This window comes from Mesorhizobium sp. M0018, from assembly GCF_040323955.1.
GTDB lineage: Bacteria > Pseudomonadota > Alphaproteobacteria > Rhizobiales > Rhizobiaceae > Mesorhizobium.
Genome location: NZ_JAMYVL010000005.1, coordinates 212,061 through 230,678, shown reverse-complemented (window position 1 = coordinate 230,678; position 18,618 = coordinate 212,061). Strand labels below are relative to the sequence as shown.

Genomic DNA, 18,618 nt, shown 5'->3' with positions numbered 1-18,618 from the left:
ATGGCGCTTTTGCGCATATCCTTTAAAAAGGCGCAATCGTTACCGGCGGCTTACTTAAGCTGCCCGGTGTCCGGGGAGGATGCAGATGGCCGCAAAAGACGAACCTATTGTTATCAAGAAATATGCCAATCGCCGTCTCTACAATACGGGCACCAGCACCTATGTGACGCTCGAGGATCTCGCTGAAATGGTCAAAAGAGGCGAGGACTTTACTGTCCAGGACGCCAAGACCGGTGACGACATCACGCATCCGGTACTGACCCAGATCATCTTCGAGCTGGAGAACAAGGACGGGCAGAACATGCTGCCGATCCCGTTCCTGCGTCAGCTCATCGCCTATTATGGCGACCAGATGCAGATGATCGTGCCGAGCTTTCTCGAGCAGTCGATGCTGGCCTTCTCGAAGGAGCAGGAGCGCTTTCGCGAGCAGATGAAAGATGCCCTCGGCAAGTCGCCGATGGACATGATGAAGATCGCTACGCCGATCAAGGTGCTGGAGGAGCAGACGCGGCGTAACATGGAAATGTTCCAGAACGCCATGCGGCTGTTCACGCCGTTCCCGCCCGCGGGCTCGGCGCCGGCAGCGGCGCCGGCCGAACCGGCCAGGAAGGAAACGCCGGAAAAACCCGACGACCTTCAGGAGCTGAAGGAGCAGATCGCCGCGATGCAGCGCAAGCTCGACACGATGTCCTGACTGCCGGCTGGCGAAGTGCAGGGTCGAACCTTCCTTCAGGTGCCGCTGAGACTTCGCAAGCAGCGCGGCTAGAGCTGCTCCGGCAGCGGTCCCTGGTAGCGGGCGCGTGGCCGGATCAGGCCGCTGCTCGTCACCTGCTCCACGGCATGCGCGGCCCAGCCGACGCTGCGGCCGAGCGCGAACAGGCGGAACGGCGCATCGGACGGCAAACGGAGACCGCGCGTCAGCGCGGCCAAAGCGAAATCGACATTCGGGCGCATGCCCGTTGCCGCAAAGGCCGCATCGCAAAGCCGTAACAGCCCATCATCGACATCTATCGCGGCCAGCAACGGTTCCGCACGCGGATCGCCGTCGGGATAAAGCGGATGGCCAAATCCGGGCAGCGGCCTGTCGTGACCGAGCCAGCGTCCGACAGCCGCATCCGGCCCCAATCTCTGCGCATCTTCCGCCAGGATCATGACCGCCTCCGCGGCGCCGCCATGACGCGGCCCGGAGAGCGTGGCGAGGCCGGCAAGCAGGCAGGCCGAAACAGGTGCGCCGGTGGACGCGGCGACCCGTGCGGCGAAGGTCGATGCGTTCAATTCGTGATCGGCCAACAGCACCAGCGAGCGGCGGATCAAGGCTGCGCCGGCCGCATCGAGCGACCATCCCCGCGCCAGCCTTTCGTGCACGGGACCAGTTCCGGGAATCGCGCCGAGCACCTGGGCCAAAGCGGCGATGGCGCCGGCCGCATCGTGGTTGAGCGAAGCCGCCCTGCGGCCGAGCGAAGGCCGGCCGTCGGCCGCCAACGCGGCCAATTCCGCGAAGGCAGCCGGCCGGCCAGTTGCGCCGTTGCCATGGCGGCTCGCCGAGACGAACGACACTGGTGCGTCAGATGCCCAAAGCAGGTTTGCCGTCTGCTCCAGCGTGGCAGCCTCGCAGAGAGCAACCGCATCCTGGCCGCGATAGACAAGGCGGCCATGCAAAACGGTCGAGATCGTGGTGGCGATCGCCGGCTCACCCCAGGCAATTGCACTTTCGGCGATTGCCTGGGGATTTCGGCCACGAGCCCGGCGGCTCGCCAGCGCCGCGATGTCGTCGGCGCGATACTGACTGCGGCGTGGATCCGCCCGGTCCGGCCGCACGCCGATGCGTCCGCGGCTGACATAGGCATAGAGGGTCTGGGCGCGCACCTTGAGACGCTCCAGGGCTTCGTCCCGCGTCAGCCACTCCGTCATGTCAGCCTTGGCATATTGATTCAGTTGATCAAGATTGATGGTCCAGTCACCAACCCTTATCTTCCACCCGGAAAGGGTCAAGGAGAAAACCAATGGCGAATGGGCTCGATGATGTGGTGGCGGCGGAAACGGTGCTCTCCGATGTCGACGGTCTTGGTGGCCGCCTGACCATCCGGGGCCATTCGTTGCCCGAACTGGCAGGCCGCTGGAAATACGCCGAGGTGGTTCATCTGCTGTTCGACGGCTTTTTCGACGATCTTCCCGACGGCAGGGAGCTGGCGAACGCGATCGGTCGGGCGCGCAGCGAAGTGTTCGAGCAGATCAAACCCTTGCTGCCGTTTCTCGCATCCGTCGATATCTACAGCGCGATGCGCGCCGGTATTGCCCTGCTGCCGGATGGTGACAAATTGTCGGACGCGCTGCGGCTGGTTGCGGCACCCGCCGTGCTGACGCCGGCCTTGCTGCGCTTGCAGCGCGGCGAAAGCCCGATTGCGCCCGATAGCAAGGCCGATCATGCAGCCGACATGCTGCGGATGCTGACCGGCATTGTGGCCTCTCCTAAATTGGCGAAGGCGCTCGATGCCTATCTCGTGACGGTTTGCGACCACGGCCTCAACGCATCGACCTTCGCCGCGCGCGTGGTCGCTTCGACGCAGGCCGGACTTACTTCGGCGGTGCTGGCCGGGCTCGGAGCGCTTAAGGGGCCGCTGCATGGCGGCGCGCCAGGTCCGGTGATCGAGATGCTGGATGCGATCGAGGCGCATGGCGACGCCGCCGGCTGGCTGCGTGGCGAGATCGCGCGTGGCCGCCGCATCATGGGCTTCGGGCATCGCATCTATCGCGTGCGCGATCCGCGTGCCGACGTGCTGAAAGCGGTGGTGCGGCAGCTCGGCGCCAAGGGCGAAGCCGGCCACCGGCTGGCGTTTGCCGAAAGCGTGGAGCAAGCGGCGCTCGAAGTGCCCCGCATCGCCAAGCCGTCGCGCTCGCTCCAGACCAATGTCGAGTTCTTCACAGCGCTCCTGCTGGAAGCGGCGGGCTTTCCGAAAGAGGCGTTCACCAATGTCTTTGCTGCCGGGCGCGTCGCCGGCTGGATTGCCCATGCGCGCGAGCAGCAAACGAGCGGACGGCTGATCCGGCCGCAGTCGCGCTATATCGGGACGGTGCCGGACCTCGTCGCCTGACGAGCTTTCAGCGCATGCTTTGCGAAACGAGGCAACGACCTCTCTTAGGGGACGAGAGAGGTCTACATGACAAAAATTTCATGTCATTGCTCCACACATCCGCTGTTCTTGGGTGACAGAGAGCCTATATGCTGCAGTGCAGCATGGTTCCACGGGAGCCCGCCTCGAAAGGAATAAAGCCGCCTTGACCGCCAGAAAAACCGCCATCATCACCGGTTCCACCTCGGGCATCGGCCTGGCCATTGCCCACGCGCTCGCGGCCGAAGGCTGCAACGTCGTCGTCAATTCCTTTTCCGACACCGCCGACGACCGCGCCATCGCAGACGCGATCGCGAAGCACCACAAGGTGAAGACCGCCTATGTCAAAGCCGACATGTCGAAGCCGGCCGAGTGCCGGGCTTTGGTGGCGAAGGCAGCCGAGGCATTCGGCTCGGTCGACATCCTGATCAACAATGCCGGCATCCAGCATGTCGCGCCGGTGGAAAGCTTCCCGATCGAAAAGTGGGATGCGATCATCGCCATTAACCTGTCATCGGCCTTCCACACCATCGCAGCCGCCATCCCGTTGATGAAACAGGCCGGTGGCGGCCGGATCGTCAACGTCGCCTCGGCCCACGGCCTTGTCGCCTCGCCGTTCAAGTCGGCCTATGTCTCGGCCAAGCATGGCATTCTGGGCTTGACCAAGACTGTCGCCCTGGAGCTGGCGCGCGACAAGATCACCTGCAATGCCATTTGTCCGGGCTATGTGTTGACGCCGCTGGTCGAGGCGCAGATCCCCGACCAGATGAAGGCCAACAAGATGGACCGCGAGACGGTGGTCCGTGAGGTCATGCTCGAAAAGCAGCCTACCAAGGAGTTCGTCACCGTCGAGCAGGTTGCGGCGGCCGCGGTGTTCCTATGCTCGGATGCGGCGGCGCAGATCAACGGCGCGCACATCTCTGTCGATGGCGGCTGGACCGCTCAGTGAGGCTTCCAGCGGTCAAGGGCCACGCCATGCCGAAAAATGGCAAGGCGGAAGAGCCAAAGAAGATCAATGTCGCGCTGCAAGGCGGCGGTTCGCACGGGGCGTTTTCCTGGGGCGTGCTCGATCGGCTGCTCGAGGACGGGCGCCTCGACATAACGGCGGTTTCGGGCACCAGCGCCGGCGCCATGAATGCCGTGGCGCTGGCCGACGGCTTTGTCCGCGGCGGTGTCGAGGGCGCGCGGCGGAAGCTCGACGATTTCTGGCGTGCGGTGGCGGCAAAGGGCCGCTTCAGCCCGGTACAGCGCATGCCTTGGGACGTCGCCTGGGGCAATTGGTCGATCGAGAACACGCCCGGCTATTTCCTGTTCGATACGATGTCTCGGGTATTTTCGCCCTATGTCGCCAATCCGCTCGCCATCAATCCGCTGCGCGACGTGGTCGAACGTGAGATCGATTTCGACAATGTGCGCGCCTGCAAGTCGATGGAACTGTTCATTTCCGCTACCAATGTCGAGACCGGCCAGTTGCGGGTCTTCTCGGACGGCGAGATCGACCTCGACACGGTGATGGCGTCGGCCTGCTTGCCGCAATTGTTCCGTGCCGTCGAGATCAAGGGCGTGCCCTATTGGGATGGCGGTTTTGGCGGCAACCCGGCACTGTTCCCGTTCTTCAAGACGGCGGCCACCGAGGACGTGCTTTTGGTGCAGATCAATCCGGTGGTCCGCGAGGGGACGCCGAAGAGCGCCAATGAGATCCAGAACCGCATCGACGAGATCACCTTCAATGCCGGGCTGTTGCGCGAATTCCGCTCGATCGCCTTCGTCAAGGAACTGATCGCCGCCGGCCGATTGCCGCACGGCGAATATCGCGACATCCGCATGCACCGCATCGATGCCGACGAAGCGTTCAAGGATCTGTCGGCATCGTCCAAGGTCAATGCCGAATGGGCGTTCCTTGCCTATCTGCGCGACCTCGGCCGCACCGCAGCCAGTGATTGGCTGGAAGAAAATTATGACGCCGTCGGCAAGCGGCCGACGATCGATCTGTCCGGCGAACTCGACGACGGCTTGAAGCCGGTGCGCGGGCCGGCGCCGGGCCGGCGGGTCAAGGAATTTCTTGCGGCGCGCAAGCAGCCCGAGGCCGCCCGCCGTCCGGCCTAGCTGCTTCGCAAAGCAGATGGCATTCGCAATCTGTCCAATCATCCTGACACTTGCTGCCATGCCGCTGTTTTGGCAATCAACAGCCGATGCTGCGGCCGCATCTTTGCGGACAAAGCAACAATCCATCAACTTTTCTGACTATATTGCGATGCAACTTTGAGGTAGAAGCGCGCTTCGCCGATCACGGCAATTTGAATACGGCCTCGCGCGCACCCATATCGGCGACGCGCCCCAAGTAGAAGATGCGGCCTGGCCGAACCCCGCGCACTGGAAAAAATGACGATGCCGAAATTCAGGTTTCACAAGCTTGCAGCCATTGTTGTGCTCATCGGGTTCGCTGGCTGGATGGCGACAGGCGAGTTCTCGTCCGTCGGCAGCGCGTCCGCCGACAACAAGCCCAAGGCAGGAGAGGTCGAGCAGCCCAAGGCAGCCGACGCAGGCAAGCCCCAAACTGGCAAACAGGGGGCTGCCAAGCCGGGGACTGCCGAGGCGGAACAGCCCAAGGCGCCGTTACGCACGGTCGCGATCATAACCCCGCCGCGGCGCACCTATGCACGCGCTATCCGCATTTCCGGACTGACCGAAGCCGACAAGCGCGCCGTCCTGGCGACACGCGTCGCCGGCGTCATCGACAAGCTGCCGGTCAAGCAGGGTCAGCATGTCAAGACCGGCGACCTGATCCTGATGCTTGCCGCCGAGGAAAAAATCTCGGCGGTCGACAACGCCAAGCAGCTTGTCGTGCAACGTGAGGCAGAGCTGGCAGCTGCCCTGCGGCTGATGAAAACCGGCAATCTGCCCAAGCTGCAGCTCGACACGGCCCGCTCCAACCTGACGCTGGCCAAGTCGCAACTGGAGGCCGTGCAAGCCGAGCTCGACCGCAACGAGGTGAAGGCGCCCTTCGACGGCGTCATCGACCGGGTGCCAGTGGAGCTTGGCAGTTCCGTCATGCAGGGCGGCGAAGTGGCGACCATTCTGAAGCTCGATCCGGTGATCGCCCGCGGCGAAGTCAGCGAACGCGATCTCGGCTATCTGAAGATCGGCGACAAGGCAAATGTGCGTCTGGTCAGCGGCCAGAATGTCGAGGGCACGGTGCGCTACATCAGCCGCGATGCATCTTCGGCAACCCGTACCTTCCGCGTCGAAGTCGCCATCCCCAACGCCGATGGTTCCGTACCGGCCGGCATGACGGCAGAAATTGCGCTCAGCGCCCAGCCGACCGACGCCGTCATGCTGCCGCGCTCGGTGGTGACGCTCGGCGACAAGGGCGATCTCGGCATTCGCGCCGTCGACAAGGACGACAAGGTCGTGTTCTTCCCGATCGACCTGGTCGACGACACGCCGACCGGCCTGGTGCTCGGCGGCATTCCGGCCGACGCCCGCATCATCGTCGCCGGCCAGGAGCTGGTGAAGGAAGGCGAAGTGGTCAAGCCGGTCGAAGCCGACCAGGCGACCATTCAAAAGCTGTTGGGCGAAGCGACGGCCGGGACGCAGTAATCATGGACATCGTCAAACTTGCAATCAGCAATGCCCGGCTGACCATTTCGGTCCTGGTCTTTCTCATCCTTGCCGGTGCGGTCGCTTACCAGTCGACGCCGAAGGAAGCGGAACCCGACGTTCCGATTCCGATGATGTATGTCAGTCTGATCTACCAGGGCATCTCGCCGGAAGACTCCGAACGCCTCCTGCTGCGGCCGATGGAAGCCAAGCTGAAGAGCCTGAAGGGCCTGAAGGAGATGCGGTCGGCCGCCTTCCAGGGCGGCGGTTATGTGCTCGTCGAATTCCAGCCACAGACGGACCTCGCCACCGCGCTGCAGGACACACGCAGCAAGGTGCAGGACGGCAAGGCCGACCTGCCGCAAGCGGCTGAGGAGCCCGTGGTCTCCGAGGTCAACATCTCCGAGTTCCCCGTCCTGGTCGTGACGCTGTCGGGCGAGGTGCCCGAGCGCGTGCTGACGGCGGCGGCGCGCGAGCTGCGCGACCGCATCGAGGAAGTGCCTGGCGTGCTCGAGGGCTCGCTGCAGGGTGCGCGCGACGACCTCGTCGAAGTGGTTATCGATCCGATGAAGCTGTCTTCCTACGGGCTGCAGCTCGACCAGTTGATCGGTGCGGTCGGCGCTTCCAACAGTCTTGTCGCCGCCGGCAATATCGAAGGATCCGAGGGCAAATACGCGGTCAAGGTGCCGTCGCTTATCGAGACGCCAGAGGATGTGGCGGCGCTTCCGGTCGTCGCCGGCCCCAATGCGGTGGTGCAGGCCAAGGACATTGCCACCATCCGCTCCACATTCAAGGACGCCGAGACGGTCACCCGCCTCGACGGCAAGCCGGCGATCGCCATCGAGGTGAAGAAGCGCATCGGCTCCAACCTGATCGATACGATTGGCAAGGTCAGGGAGGTGTCCGACGCCTTCATCAAGACGATGCCGGAGGGCATGCACGTCACCTACACGCAAGACAAGTCGGTCTTCGTGAACCAGTTGCTCGGCGACCTGCAGAACCACGTGATGATCGCCGTGATCCTGGTGTTCATCGTCATTCTCTACGCGCTGTCTGGCCGTGCCTCGCTGCTGATCGGATTGGCCATCCCATCATCCTTCCTGATCGGCATCCTGTTGCTGGCAATGATGGGCTACACGATCAACATGATCGTGCTGTTCAGCCTCATCCTGGCGGTCGGCATGCTGGTCGACGACGCCATCATCGTCACCGAATTCGCCGAGCGCCGCATGAGCGAGGGCATGCCGAAGGAGCAAGCGTTCGCGCTTGCCGCCAAGCGCATGGCCGGCCCGGTCATCGCGGCGACGATGACGCGCATTGCCGCCTTCTCGCCGCTGTTGTTCTGGCCGGGCATCATCGGCGACTTCATGAAATACATGCCGATCACGCTGATCGTGACGCTCTCGGCCTCGATGCTCTATGCGCTGGTCTTCGCGCCGACGCTGGGCGCGATATTTGCCAAGGCGCCGGCCCATCACCCCGACGACAATCGCGACGGCTGGTACATGGCCGTGGTCAAGCAGGCGGTGCATTATCCCATCACCGTGCTTGTCCTCACTGTGGCGCTGTTGTTCGGTGTCGGCTACGCCTATTCGAAATTCGGCGCCGGCGTCGAATTCTTCCCGAATGTCGAGCCTGACTACGGCCTGCTCTATGTCCACGCCCGCGGCAATCTTTCGCTTGCCGAAATGGACGCGGCCACCAAGACCGCGGAAAATCGGCTGCTCGGTTGGCCGGGCGTGAAGTCTGTCTATACCCGTGTCGGCAAGACGCAAGGCGGCGGCCAGGATGTTCCGGAAGACGTGGTTGGTGTGATCCAGTACGAATTCGTCGACTGGCGCGAGCGTAAATCGGCGAACTCAATCCTGGACGAACTGCGCGGCGTTATGGCCGGCATTCCCGGTGTCGACGTCGAGGTTCGCGTGCCGGAAGCCGGCCCGCCTACCGGCAAGCCGATCCAGATCAGGCTTTCGGCCGTCGATCCGAAGGGCCTTGACGACAAGGCCCGCGCCGTCGCCGCGCGCATAGCCAAGGTGCCCGGCGTCATCGATATTTCCGACGGTCTGGCGCCGCCCGGCGTCGACTGGGCGCTCGACGTCGATCGCGCCAAGGCGGCCCAGTACGGCATCAGCCCGACCGCGGTCGGGACGGTCGTGCAATTGGTGACCAACGGGCTGAAGCTCAGCGAGTACCGGCCCGCCGGCGCCGACGATGCGGTCGACATCAGACTGCGCCTGCCCGAAGATCGGCGCACGCTGTCGACGCTCGACGAACTCAGGGTCCAGACCGCGCAAGGCTCGGTGCCGATCTCGAACTTCGTCGTGCGCAAGCCGGAGCCGACGGTCGGTATCCTCAACCGCATCGACGGTGCGCGAACGGTCGTCGTCCAGGCCAACGTCGCTGCCGGCGCCCAGGTGGCTGCCGTCCAGCAGGAGGTCACCAAAGCTGTCGCCGACATGAACCTCGGCAGCGGCATTCGCTGGAAGCTTGCCGGTTCGAATGAGGACAGCGCGGAGGCTGGTGCCTTCCTCAGCAAAGCCTTCGGTGCGGCGATCTTCCTGATCTTCATCGTGCTTCTGGCGCAGTTCAACAAGTTCACCAGCGTCTGGCTGGTGCTGTCCTGCGTGGTCATGGCGACGATCGGCGTGTTCCTCGGGCTGCTGTTGACGGGAGAGGCATTCGGCATCGTCATGTCGGGCATCGGTGTCATCGCGCTGGCCGGGGTGGTGGTGAACAACAACATCGTGCTGATCGACACCTATGACCGGTTGCGCGAAGAGGGCTGGGACAAATACGAAGCCGTTCTGCAGACCTGCCGCGAGCGTGCCCGCCCGGTGGTGCTGACGGCGGTGTCGGCGATCCTCGGCGTGCTGCCGATCGCCTTCGGCCTTGGCCTCGAAATCTTCCATCACGAGACGACGATCAACGCGCCGTCGACGCAATGGTGGATTTCGCTGTCCTCGGCGATCGTCTTCGGCCTGTCCTTCGCCACCGTGCTGACGCTGGTGGTGACGCCGTCGATGGTGATGGTGTTCACTCGCGCCAAGGTCAAACCCGGTGCGCGTCGGGGCTGGTTCAGCCGCCTGTTCGGGCGTCGCAAGGCCGAAATCCCGTCGAAAGGCCTGGACGCCGATCTGGACGCCGAACCGGCGATCGCCTTCCCGAAGGCCGCCGAATAGAGTCCGGCTCGCCGTCCTGATCAAGCAAGGCCGCCCGGGAACAATGGGCGGCCTTCTGCATTGTTCCGTCATTGCAACCTCAAAGCGAGGATTTTCTGATGACGATCAGCACCATTCTCATCATTATCCTTATTCTTATTCTGATCGGCGCGGTTCCGGCGTGGCCGCATTCCCGGTCCTGGGGTTACGGACCATCCGGCATCGTCGGCGTCATCCTGATCGTTGTCCTGGTGCTGCTGTTGATGGGCCGGATCTGAGCGCAACCTTCCTCCCCGACCAGCGGCGGATGACCGTGAGGCCATCCGCCTTTTTTTGGTTTGTTGTTAGGCAGCTTTTTGCGTCGTCTTGAGCGTGGCGATGCCGATATCCTCGAGCGCTTCCGACACCGCATTTTCCAGCGGCGTGTGCGGGATCGTACCGATGACGCTTTCCAGCCTGCCTGAAACCAGCCGGTGCGGCTCGAAGCGGAGATAGGACATCGAAACGATCTCGCGCCACATCGCCACGAACGGGCCGCCGGCACGCAGCACCCACCACGGCATCGACGTCAGTTTCAGCGTGCGTCCGAGCGCCTTCTCCGCGGCCGCCTTGATGTCCAGATCGGTCACCGCATGGCCAGGAAAGTTCAGCGCCTCGTAGAAGCCGAGCTTGTCGAGATTGTCAGCCAGCCCGACGAAGGCCTTGGCCAGGTCGGGCAGATAGGCCCATTCATGCACGAGATCGACCGGCCCTGGGGCGGTATAGACGCCCTTGGTCATCTTGGCGGCAACAACCAGATCGAACCACGATCCGCTGCCGGTGCCGCCGAAGAAATCACCAGCGCGCAACAGGATCGTGCGCACCAGACCCGCGTCGGCCTCGCGGCGAAACAGATCTTCCATGGCGACGCGGATACGGCCCTTTTCCGTCGTCGGGCGAAACGGCGTGTCTTCGGCGATCACCGCTGGCATCTGCGAGCCGTAATTGTAGACGGTGCCCGGGAAGAGATGCAGCGCGCCGTTCGCCCGGCAGGCAGCCATCACATTCTCGGCCATCGGCAGGCATTTGCTCCAGTCGGTGTAGAGCGGGTTGAGGCCGTTGAAAATGATATCGACGCCTTCGGTCGCGCGGATCAGCGCAGCACGGTCGAGCGCGTCGCCGGCGATCGCCGTGGCGCCTTTGAGCTCGGCCGGCACCTTGCCGCTGCGGGTGATGGCACGGACATCGTAGCCGGCATCGATGAAGGCCTTGGCCACCGTGTGGCCGAGGCGGCCATTGGCGCCGAGAATTGCGATCGTGGTCATGGTTCGTCTCCGTGTTGCGTTACGACCCCAATATTGTCTCTCCGCAAACGAATGGAAATTGACTACGATTGGCGATGTGATATTCAATTTTGAATGGATATTGACTGGAACCTGATCAAGAGTTTCGTCACGGTGGCGGAGACCGGCAGCCTGTCGGCGGCCGCACGAAAACTTGCCGCAAGCCAGCCGACGCTCGGCCGCCACATCGCCGAGCTGGAACAGGCGCTCGGCGTCACGCTCTTCCGGCGCGGGCGGCGTGGCTACGCGCTCACGGAAGCAGGCAGTACGCTCTTTGAACGGGGTCGCGCGGTGAGCGAGCAGGCGAGCGCCTTTTCGCTGCTGGCGCTGGGATCGGTCGAGGCGATAGAGGGTACGGTGCGCATTGCCGCCAGCGAAGTGGTGGCGGCCTATGTGCTGCCGGAAATCACAGCGAGGCTTGGGACCGAGGAGCCGGGCATCGAGGTCGAGATCGTCGCCTCGAACCAGGTCGAGAATCTGCTGCGTCGCGACGCCGATATCGCCATTCGCATGGTCAAGCCGGCGCAGAATGAACTGGTCGCGCGCAAGGTGACCGACATTCCGCTCCGCGCCTGCGCGGCAAAATCCTACCTCGACCGGCGTGGCCGTCCGCGCGAGGCCCGCGATCTAGCCGGCCACGATCTGGTCGGCTTCGACCGCGGCGATGAGATCATTCGCGGCTTCGCCCAGTTCGGCGTCCCGCTCGCCCGCAATGCCTTCCGCTTCAGGACCGATAATCAGATCGTGCTGTGGGAAGCAGTGCGGGCGGGAAACGGCATCGGCTTTGGCCAGGAGCCGCTCGCCGACCGTGATCCGCTGGTCGAGACAGTGCTGCCGGGTCTCCCGCTGCCGACGCTGCCGGTGTGGCTGGCCATGCACCGCGACGTGCGCACCAGCGTCCGCATCCGCCGCATCGCGGATTTCCTCTACGAAGGGTTCAAGCGCTATTCAGCCGGTGCAGGCTCGGCAGCGAATTCGGCGCGGTGAGCGAGGCCGGCCATCAACAGCACGACGACCAGCAGCCCGGACAGTGCGACGAAGATCGGGCCGAAGCTCGAGTGCTCGGCGACGAAGCCGATCGCCGACGGCGCCACCAGAATGCCTGAGTAACCCATTGTGGTGACGACGCTCATGCCTGTGCCGGACGCCATGCCTTCCTGGTTGCCGCCAGCCGAAAAGATGATCGGCACCATGTTGGCAATGCCGAGGCCGCAAAAGGCAAAGGCGGCAATGGCCAGCCAAGGCGAGGGAGCCAGCCCGGCCACCAGCATGCCGGCAGCAGCGGCAAGGGCCGAGGCGCGCAACGTCGTAACGGCACCGAAACGGTTGCGGACGCCATCGCCGAGGAAGCGCATGACGGCCATGACACCGGAAAAGGCGGCATAGGCCAGGCCTGCGACGGCAAGATCGGCGCCGAGTTCCTGCCGGAGATACAGCGCTGCCCAGTCGAGTACCGCGCCTTCGGAGATCATCGTCAGCAGCGCCATAAGTCCGACCAGATAGACCAGCGGATTTGCCGGCAACGCGAATTTGTGGTGCTCGGCGACCGGGTGCTTGTCCTCGGCGATCAGGTAGCGGATCGCTACGGCGATTACGGCAAAGGCAAGAGCCGTCACCACTGTCGCATGGGCGAGGTGACCGTAGTTCTGGATGGCGAAACCGCCCAAAGCGCCGCCGGCGAAACCGCCAAGGCTCCAGAAGCCGTGCGAGGACGACATGATGGCACGGGACAGCCGCCGTTCGACTGCCACTGCATTGGCATTCATGGCGACGTCCATGCCGCCGATCGAACCGCCGAAGATGAACATGGCGATGGCTGCAAGGGGCACGTTGGGGGCCAGAGCCACAACCAAAAGGCCGAAGCTGCCGGCAAGTCCGAACCAGCGCAGCACCGTGCGCGAGCCATGCTTCGAGATCAGATGGCCGCACCAGGTCATGGCAGTGACGGCGCCGGCACCGAACAACAGAATCAGCAAGCCGAGCGTGAACTTCGAAATGTCGAGTCGCGTCAGGAACACCGGGATATGCGGCGCCCAACTGCCGGTCAAGAAGCCGTTGGCGAGGAAGATGCCGGCCACTGCCCAGCGTCCACGAATCGCGATCTGCGTGATTTTCTGCGCGTCCATCGGGTAGAATCCGGTCCGGAAATGGCGTTGCGCGGCAAATTAGATCGATTCAATTCACAGTCAAGCGCTCTTCGCCGAAAGTGCTTGGACCAGACGCTACGTCCTCTCGCATCGGCCAACCATCTCGGCGGTCCACTCCGAAATCCCTACGGCTGGGGATAAGGCGCGCCATCCTTGTGCACAAACCGGCCGTCAGCGTTGGTGCTCATCATGTCGATGTCGGAGCAGGTGGCGACGTCGTCGGGCCAGCGCGAACCGACTTCGAGATAGATCGCCATCGCGCCCGATTTATTGATCATGTGATGGCCGTTGCCTGATCCTTTCGGAAAGGCCGCGCAATCACCGGCGCGCAGCACCGTCTCGCCGGCATCTTCGACGAGCGTCAGCTCGCCTTCAAGCACGTAGACGAATTCGTCTTCGTGCGAATGCCAGTGGCGCTGGCTCGACCAGTTGCCCGGCGGCAGGCGCATGAGATTGATGCCGAAGTCGGTGAGCCCGCCTGCGTTGCCTAGCCGCTGCCGCACGCGTTCGGCACAGGGTGCATCGAACGGCGGTGGATAGGATGAGCCCTTGCGTCCGGCCACGTCGGCAACGTCAATCTTAGGCACGGCGTCCTCCCCTAGTGATCCCTAGGGCGTCTTGCCTCGAACTCGGCCTTCTTGGCGTCGGAGGCTTCGACCTGGTTCAGTGCCTGCCACTCGGCATAGGGCATGCCGTAGATGATCTCGCGCGACTGTTCCTTGCTGAGTTCGACACCTTCGGCTTGCGCCGCATCGCGGTACCAGTTGGACAGGCAGTTGCGGCAGAAGCCAGCGAGGTTCATCAGGTCGATGTTCTGCACGTCGGAATGCTCGCGCAGATGCGCGACCAGCCGGCGGAAGGCAGCGGCTTCGAAATCGCGCTTTTGTTCTTCGCTGAGTTCGGTCATGTCATGTTGGCCTCCCTTGGGCCTCATCATACCGGCCCGGTGCGCGAGCCGAATATTTTCACCGCATGTATATCGGCACGTCGGTCTATCGCGTCAACGATCGGCGCCAGCCGTTCGGCCCAGGCGAGGGCACCCTTGCGGTCGGCGATCAGGTCCTGGCGGACCTCGAGCAACGCATGGGCAAAGCCGTTGACGATGGCGTGCCTGAACATGGTATCGCCGCGCAGTGCGCCGTCATAGGGTTCGTTGTCGCCGACGATGAGGCTCTTGTCCTCGGCGAGCATGTCGATCAGCGGCCGCGCAACGCGGTCGTCCAGATCCCACAATATGCCGACGTGCCACGGCCGCACGAAGCCCTGCATGGTCGGTGTGAAGGAATGCACCGAAAAGATGAAGGGTGCCTGCGCGGATGCTCGCGCCACAGAGGCGATCATGGCGCCGACGGCATCATGATAGGGGCGGTAAAAGCGATCCAGCCGTCTTTCGCGCTCCTCCGGGGCCATGGGATAATTTCCCGGGATGATGGTGCCGTCATAGAGCTGGCGAATCAGCGTTGGATCGTCTTCGCCGCGATTGGGGTCGATCAGCAGTCGCGAAAAATTGGCAAGCACCGCCGGAACGCCGAGCTGACTTGCGAGTTCGCGGGTTACAGTCTCGACGCCGATGTCGTAGGCGATGTGGCGGTCGAACTCCGCCGCCGGCAGGCCGAGACTGCCATACTCCTCCGGCAGGTCGCGGCGGGCGTGATCGGCCAGAAGCACCATGCCGCGCTTGCGATCGCCTTCGACGATATCGAAAGGCGCGAAAACTGTGGATCGGGTCATTGGCGGGAAAGGTCTGTTCGCTGGCTTTCGGGGAGGGTGGTATCGTCATTCCACGAAGAGAACGCTTGCGCAATGCCGTTGTTTGGCCACGGTTTCTGCCAAAAAACTGAGCAGGGGCGGCCGCAAGCGCGCCAGAGCCTTCTAAATCGATTGGAATTGGACAGATCGGCGCGTTGACATGCGTACGGACTTTTCCGAAAAGGGGCGTTGAGAGATGCAAATGTGGTTCTTGAGGGGTTTCAGGATGGGTTTCGCCGGCAGGCTGCGTGTGCGCCATGCCTTGGCCATGCCGCTCCTGATACCGGCCATGGGTCTTTTCGCGGTGATTTCGGCCTCGCCGGCACGGGCCGATTTCCGGGTCTGCAACGCCACGCAGAACCTGGTCGGTGTCGGCATCGGCTATCGCGCCAAAGCCGGCTGGATCACCGAAGGCTGGTGGCACATCGAAGGATCGAGCTGCAAGACGCTGATCGAGGGACCGTTGTCATCAAGGTTTTACTATCTTTATGCAGAAGACGCCGAGCGCGGCGGACGCTGGGATGGCCCGATCAACATGTGCGTGGCCGAAAAAGAGTTCAAGATCGCCGGCGTTACCGATTGCGTCGCCCGGGGCTTTCAGCGCGCCGGATTCCAGGAATATGACACGGGCGAGCAGGCAAGCTGGATGGTCCAGCTGACTGACGAGCCCGCAACGGATGGCGCTCCAGCCGCCCCGGGAACAAACAGTCAATGAGACGCAGCCGCAAGGTCAAGATCCTCGCCACCATCGGTCCGGCCTCCTCGTCCGAGGAGATGCTGAAGAAGCTGTTCGAAGCCGGCGCCGACGTGTTCCGCATTAATATGAGCCACACCGACCATGAATTGATGCGGACGCTTGTCGGCCGCATTCGTGCCGTCGAGGAGGCGGTCGGCCGGCCGATCGGCGTTCTCGCCGACCTGCAAGGGCCAAAGCTGCGCGTCGGCAAGTTCGCAAACGGCAAAGAGGTGCTGACCGTCGGTCAGACCTTCACGCTCGACGACAATCCCGAGCCCGGCAATTCGACGAGGGTCTACCTGCCGCATCCCGAAATCCTGCGTTCGGTCGAGGCTGGTCATCGCCTGCTGATCGACGACGGCAAGCTCGAGCTCAAGGCGGTCAGCAGCAACGGCAAGGCGATCGTCTGCACCGTCGTCGCCGGCACGACCATTTCCGACAAGAAGGGCGTCAGCCTGCCCGACACCGACCTGCCGGTCGGCGCGCTGACGGAAAAGGACCGCCGGGATCTCGACGCGGTTCTGGCGACCGGCGTCGACTGGGTGGCGCTGTCCTTCGTGCAGCGGCCCGAGGACCTGGCCGAGGCGCGCAAGATCGCACGCGGCCGGGCACTGATCATGGCCAAGATCGAAAAGCCGCAGGCCGTCGCCCGGCTGGCCGAGATCATCGAGCTTTCGGATGCGCTGATGGTCGCCCGCGGCGATCTCGGCGTCGAGATGCCTCTCGAAGCCGTGCCTGGCATTCAGAAGCAGATCACCCGCGCCGCGCGCCGTGCCGGCAAGCCGGTGGTGGTCGCCACGCAGATGCTGGAATCGATGATCACCGCGCCGGTGCCGACGCGGGCCGAGGTGTCGGACGTGTCGATCGCCGTGTTTGAAGGCGCCGACGCGATCATGCTTTCGGCGGAGTCCGCCGCCGGCGCCTATCCGGTCGAGGCGGTGGCGATGATGAACCGGATCGCCACCAAGGTCGAAACCGACCCGACCTATGCCGGAATTATCAACGCGCAACGCTCGGAACCGGAAGCGACCGGAGCCGACGCGATCTCGCTCGCCGCCCGCGAAATAGCCGAGACGTTGAAGCTGTCGGCGATCATCACCTATACCGCGTCCGGCACGACCGGCTTGCGCGCCGCGCGCGAGCGGCCGCAAGTGCCGATCGTGGCGCTGTCGCCGATCCTCAACACGGCGCGGCGGCTGTCGCTGTTGTGGGGCACGCATTGCGTCGTTTCCCCCGACGCCAGCGACCTCGACGACATGGTCGACCGCGCCTGCCGCATCGCCTTCGATGAAGGTTTCGGCAAGCCGGGCGACCGCGTCATCATCACGGCCGGCGTGCCGCTGAGGACGCCGGGCTCGACCAACATGCTGCGCATCGCCTATGTCGGATCGGAAGTCGGCCGCTAATGTCGGCCGCGGCTGCCGGATAGGCCGGCTGCATGGCGCGTCGTAAACGCGGCGGCAGCCCGGTGCATTGACGGCAGTTGGGCTGCGATCAACGCCGAACTCCGCCAGCTTGCATCAGCCTGTGGCCGGCCGTGAAGCGGTTCGAAGGCCCTATCCGATCTTGAGCTGGAAGTCAGTTAAGGTAATCTCTCCTGGGAGAAAGAGGAGGGTGATCCAATGTGGATGCGCACTGATCTTCTGGAACTCCTCGGCATTGAGCACCCGATAATCCAGGCTCCGATGAGCGGCATCACCACGCCGGAACTGGCGGCGGCAGTCAGCAATGCCGGGGCGCTTGGCTCGCTCGGATGCGGCATTCTGCCTGCGGCGGCTATCCGCGAGCAGCTCACGGCGACACAGCACGCCACCAATCGTCCGATCAACGTCAACTTCTTTGCGCACCCGGCGCCGATACACGATGATGCGGCAGCCCAAAGTATGCGAGACCGCCTTCGCGGCTGCTATGAGGAGGTCGGCCTCGGACCGGTGCCCGAGCCGGGCGAGCCCTTCCCCACCTTCGATCGTGAGCGCCTCGAAATTGTGCTCGAGCTGCGCCCCAAGGTGGTCAGCTTCCACTTCGGTCTACCCGACACCGCAATTGTGCAGCAGTTGAAGGCGGCCGGCTGTACTGTCTTGTGTTCGGCCACCACCGTCTCGGAAGCGCGCCAGCTTGAGGCAGGAGGGGTGGACGCCATTATCGCCCAAGGATACGAGGCGGGTGGGCATCGCGGCACATTCACTGGCGACCCTGCTATTGGCACAGCCGGCACTATGGCACTCGTACCGCAGATTGTTGATGCCGTGCGGGTGCCTGTAATTGCCGCCGGCGGTATCTTCGACGGTCGCGGCATTGCTGCCAGCTTTGCACTTGGTGCATCTGGTGTGCAGATCGGCACGGCTTTCCTGACCTGTCCTGAAGCCAATGTGCAGCCAGTCTATCGCGTAGCATTGCGCTCGGCCAACGACGAGAGCACGTCGGTGACTCGCTGCTTCACTGGCCGCCCAGCGCGCGTGGTGCGCAACCAGTTTGTGATGGAAATGGCTGGTGAGGAAGATGCAGCGTTGGCGTTTCCGCTGCAGGCGAGTCTGGTCATGCCACTTTCGATGGCAAAGGATGAAAGCAAGCGGGCTGACTTCTTGCCCATTTGGGCCGGGCAGGGCGTTGCGAAGCTGCGGGAGATGCCGGCCGCCGCCCTTGTGGAGAAACTCGTCACGGAAGCAAACGGCATAGATCGGGCCTATAGGGGAGTAGGGAGTAGGGGGTAGGGGGTAGGGGGTAGGGGAGTAGGGGAGTAGGGCGCATGTGTTCCACAGTGCAATCTGCACCTCTCACATACTACCCTATTCCCCC

18 protein-coding genes are annotated in these 18,618 nt (G+C 63.5%); 12 read left to right on the top strand and 6 right to left on the bottom strand.

From position 1 onward, the window contains the following. Nucleotides 1-85 precede the first annotated feature (85 nt). Entirely contained in the window at nucleotides 86-694 is a 609-nt protein-coding gene (gene phaR / locus NKJ81_RS09600; RefSeq protein ID WP_023678449.1) for a polyhydroxyalkanoate synthesis repressor PhaR, read from the top strand. A gap of 68 nt (nucleotides 695-762) precedes the next feature. Here phaR and NKJ81_RS09595 read toward each other — a convergent pair whose 3' ends face one another. Beyond that, a complete protein-coding gene (locus NKJ81_RS09595; RefSeq protein ID WP_352540281.1) occupies nucleotides 763-1,911 on the bottom strand; it encodes a citrate/2-methylcitrate synthase in 1,149 nt (382 codons plus the stop codon). Between the two features lie 92 nt (nucleotides 1,912-2,003). On the opposite strand from NKJ81_RS09595, the gene NKJ81_RS09590 reads away from it, so the two are divergent. The 7 genes from NKJ81_RS09590 to NKJ81_RS09560 all read left to right on the top strand — a co-directional run bounded on the left by NKJ81_RS09590 (nucleotide 2,004) and on the right by NKJ81_RS09560 (nucleotide 10,146). Beyond that, the gene (locus tag NKJ81_RS09590; RefSeq protein ID WP_352540280.1) at nucleotides 2,004-3,092 is read left to right on the top strand and encodes a citrate synthase/methylcitrate synthase; all 1,089 of its coding nucleotides are present in this window, start codon (nucleotides 2,004-2,006) and stop codon (nucleotides 3,090-3,092) included. Between the two features lie 184 nt (nucleotides 3,093-3,276). Further along, nucleotides 3,277-4,059: a 3-hydroxybutyrate dehydrogenase gene (locus NKJ81_RS09585; RefSeq protein ID WP_352471178.1), complete on the top strand. Its 783-nt coding sequence runs from the start codon at nucleotides 3,277-3,279 to the stop codon at nucleotides 4,057-4,059. Nucleotides 4,060-4,085: 26 nt separating this feature from the next. Continuing rightward, nucleotides 4,086-5,216, top strand: coding sequence for a patatin-like phospholipase family protein (locus tag NKJ81_RS09580; RefSeq protein WP_352540341.1), 1,131 nt, complete (start codon nucleotides 4,086-4,088; stop codon nucleotides 5,214-5,216). 16 nt (nucleotides 5,217-5,232) lie between these two features. Beyond that, complete coding sequence (locus NKJ81_RS09575; RefSeq protein WP_352452504.1) at nucleotides 5,233-5,376, top strand: hypothetical protein; 144 nt, start codon at nucleotides 5,233-5,235, stop codon at nucleotides 5,374-5,376. Nucleotides 5,377-5,498: 122 nt separating this feature from the next. Then, the gene (locus tag NKJ81_RS09570) at nucleotides 5,499-6,710 is read left to right on the top strand and encodes an efflux RND transporter periplasmic adaptor subunit (protein WP_352540279.1); all 1,212 of its coding nucleotides are present in this window, start codon (nucleotides 5,499-5,501) and stop codon (nucleotides 6,708-6,710) included. A gap of 2 nt (nucleotides 6,711-6,712) precedes the next feature. Next, nucleotides 6,713-9,889 (top strand): efflux RND transporter permease subunit, encoded by a 3,177-nt coding sequence (locus NKJ81_RS09565; protein WP_352540278.1) that lies wholly within the window; start codon nucleotides 6,713-6,715, stop codon nucleotides 9,887-9,889. A gap of 98 nt (nucleotides 9,890-9,987) precedes the next feature. Then, the gene (locus NKJ81_RS09560) at nucleotides 9,988-10,146 is read left to right on the top strand and encodes a DUF3309 family protein (protein WP_023678456.1); all 159 of its coding nucleotides are present in this window, start codon (nucleotides 9,988-9,990) and stop codon (nucleotides 10,144-10,146) included. A gap of 66 nt (nucleotides 10,147-10,212) precedes the next feature. Here NKJ81_RS09560 and NKJ81_RS09555 read toward each other — a convergent pair whose 3' ends face one another. Then, nucleotides 10,213-11,172, bottom strand: coding sequence for an SDR family oxidoreductase (locus tag NKJ81_RS09555; RefSeq protein WP_352540277.1), 960 nt, complete (start codon nucleotides 11,170-11,172; stop codon nucleotides 10,213-10,215). A gap of 93 nt (nucleotides 11,173-11,265) precedes the next feature. Here NKJ81_RS09555 and NKJ81_RS09550 point away from each other — a divergent pair, with 93 nt between their 5' ends. After that, the gene (locus NKJ81_RS09550; RefSeq protein WP_352540276.1) at nucleotides 11,266-12,177 is read left to right on the top strand and encodes a LysR family transcriptional regulator; all 912 of its coding nucleotides are present in this window, start codon (nucleotides 11,266-11,268) and stop codon (nucleotides 12,175-12,177) included. On the opposite strand, the gene NKJ81_RS09545 is transcribed toward NKJ81_RS09550, so the two are convergent. The 4 genes from NKJ81_RS09545 to NKJ81_RS09530 all read right to left on the bottom strand — a co-directional run bounded on the left by NKJ81_RS09545 (nucleotide 12,135) and on the right by NKJ81_RS09530 (nucleotide 15,068). After that, a complete protein-coding gene (locus NKJ81_RS09545; protein WP_352540275.1) occupies nucleotides 12,135-13,316 on the bottom strand; it encodes an MFS transporter in 1,182 nt (393 codons plus the stop codon). The genes NKJ81_RS09550 and NKJ81_RS09545 overlap by 43 nt on opposite strands. Nucleotides 13,317-13,462: 146 nt before the next feature. Then, nucleotides 13,463-13,924: a cupin domain-containing protein gene (locus NKJ81_RS09540; protein ID WP_352540274.1), complete on the bottom strand. Its 462-nt coding sequence runs from the start codon at nucleotides 13,922-13,924 to the stop codon at nucleotides 13,463-13,465. 11 nt (nucleotides 13,925-13,935) lie between these two features. Beyond that, nucleotides 13,936-14,244, bottom strand: a complete 309-nt coding sequence (locus NKJ81_RS09535) for a DUF1244 domain-containing protein (protein WP_352471171.1) — start codon at nucleotides 14,242-14,244, stop codon at nucleotides 13,936-13,938. Nucleotides 14,245-14,270: 26 nt separating this feature from the next. Continuing rightward, a complete protein-coding gene (locus NKJ81_RS09530) occupies nucleotides 14,271-15,068 on the bottom strand; it encodes an N-formylglutamate amidohydrolase (protein WP_352540273.1) in 798 nt (265 codons plus the stop codon). Between the two features lie 286 nt (nucleotides 15,069-15,354). Between NKJ81_RS09530 and NKJ81_RS09525 the strand changes: the two genes are divergently transcribed. The 3 genes from NKJ81_RS09525 to NKJ81_RS09515 all read left to right on the top strand — a co-directional run bounded on the left by NKJ81_RS09525 (nucleotide 15,355) and on the right by NKJ81_RS09515 (nucleotide 18,533). Continuing rightward, nucleotides 15,355-15,801 carry a DUF1036 domain-containing protein gene (locus NKJ81_RS09525; protein ID WP_473505739.1) on the top strand — a complete coding sequence of 149 codons (447 nt, stop codon included), beginning with the start codon at nucleotides 15,355-15,357 and terminating at the stop codon, nucleotides 15,799-15,801. Continuing rightward, entirely contained in the window at nucleotides 15,798-17,228 is a 1,431-nt protein-coding gene (gene pyk / locus NKJ81_RS09520; RefSeq protein ID WP_352454861.1) for a pyruvate kinase, read from the top strand. Before NKJ81_RS09525 ends, pyk begins: the two co-directional genes overlap by 4 nt. Before the next feature lie 216 nt (nucleotides 17,229-17,444). Continuing rightward, nucleotides 17,445-18,533, top strand: coding sequence for an NAD(P)H-dependent flavin oxidoreductase (locus tag NKJ81_RS09515; protein ID WP_352540272.1), 1,089 nt, complete (start codon nucleotides 17,445-17,447; stop codon nucleotides 18,531-18,533). Nucleotides 18,534-18,618 lie beyond the last annotated feature (85 nt).

Excerpts from the sequence above, each read along its gene's own strand:
- NKJ81_RS09595 (WP_352540281.1), bottom strand. The coding sequence starts at position 1,911 with ATGACGGAGTGGCTGACGCGGGACGAAGCCCTGGAGCGTCTCAAGGTG.
- NKJ81_RS09575 (WP_352452504.1), top strand. The coding sequence starts at position 5,233 with ATGGCATTCGCAATCTGTCCAATCATCCTGACACTTGCTGCCATGCCG.
- NKJ81_RS09590 (WP_352540280.1), top strand. The coding sequence starts at position 2,004 with ATGGCGAATGGGCTCGATGATGTGGTGGCGGCGGAAACGGTGCTCTCC.
- NKJ81_RS09560 (WP_023678456.1), top strand. The coding sequence starts at position 9,988 with ATGACGATCAGCACCATTCTCATCATTATCCTTATTCTTATTCTGATC.
- NKJ81_RS09580 (WP_352540341.1), top strand. The coding sequence starts at position 4,086 with ATGCCGAAAAATGGCAAGGCGGAAGAGCCAAAGAAGATCAATGTCGCG.
- phaR (WP_023678449.1), top strand. The coding sequence starts at position 86 with ATGGCCGCAAAAGACGAACCTATTGTTATCAAGAAATATGCCAATCGC.
- NKJ81_RS09545 (WP_352540275.1), bottom strand. The coding sequence starts at position 13,316 with ATGGACGCGCAGAAAATCACGCAGATCGCGATTCGTGGACGCTGGGCA.
- NKJ81_RS09515 (WP_352540272.1), top strand. The coding sequence starts at position 17,445 with ATGTGGATGCGCACTGATCTTCTGGAACTCCTCGGCATTGAGCACCCG.
- NKJ81_RS09530 (WP_352540273.1), bottom strand. The coding sequence starts at position 15,068 with ATGACCCGATCCACAGTTTTCGCGCCTTTCGATATCGTCGAAGGCGAT.
- NKJ81_RS09565 (WP_352540278.1), top strand. The coding sequence starts at position 6,713 with ATGGACATCGTCAAACTTGCAATCAGCAATGCCCGGCTGACCATTTCG.
- NKJ81_RS09535 (WP_352471171.1), bottom strand. The coding sequence starts at position 14,244 with ATGACCGAACTCAGCGAAGAACAAAAGCGCGATTTCGAAGCCGCTGCC.
- pyk (WP_352454861.1), top strand. The coding sequence starts at position 15,798 with ATGAGACGCAGCCGCAAGGTCAAGATCCTCGCCACCATCGGTCCGGCC.
- NKJ81_RS09570 (WP_352540279.1), top strand. The coding sequence starts at position 5,499 with ATGCCGAAATTCAGGTTTCACAAGCTTGCAGCCATTGTTGTGCTCATC.
- NKJ81_RS09525 (WP_473505739.1), top strand. The coding sequence starts at position 15,355 with ATGCCGCTCCTGATACCGGCCATGGGTCTTTTCGCGGTGATTTCGGCC.
- NKJ81_RS09555 (WP_352540277.1), bottom strand. The coding sequence starts at position 11,172 with ATGACCACGATCGCAATTCTCGGCGCCAATGGCCGCCTCGGCCACACG.
- NKJ81_RS09550 (WP_352540276.1), top strand. The coding sequence starts at position 11,266 with ATGGATATTGACTGGAACCTGATCAAGAGTTTCGTCACGGTGGCGGAG.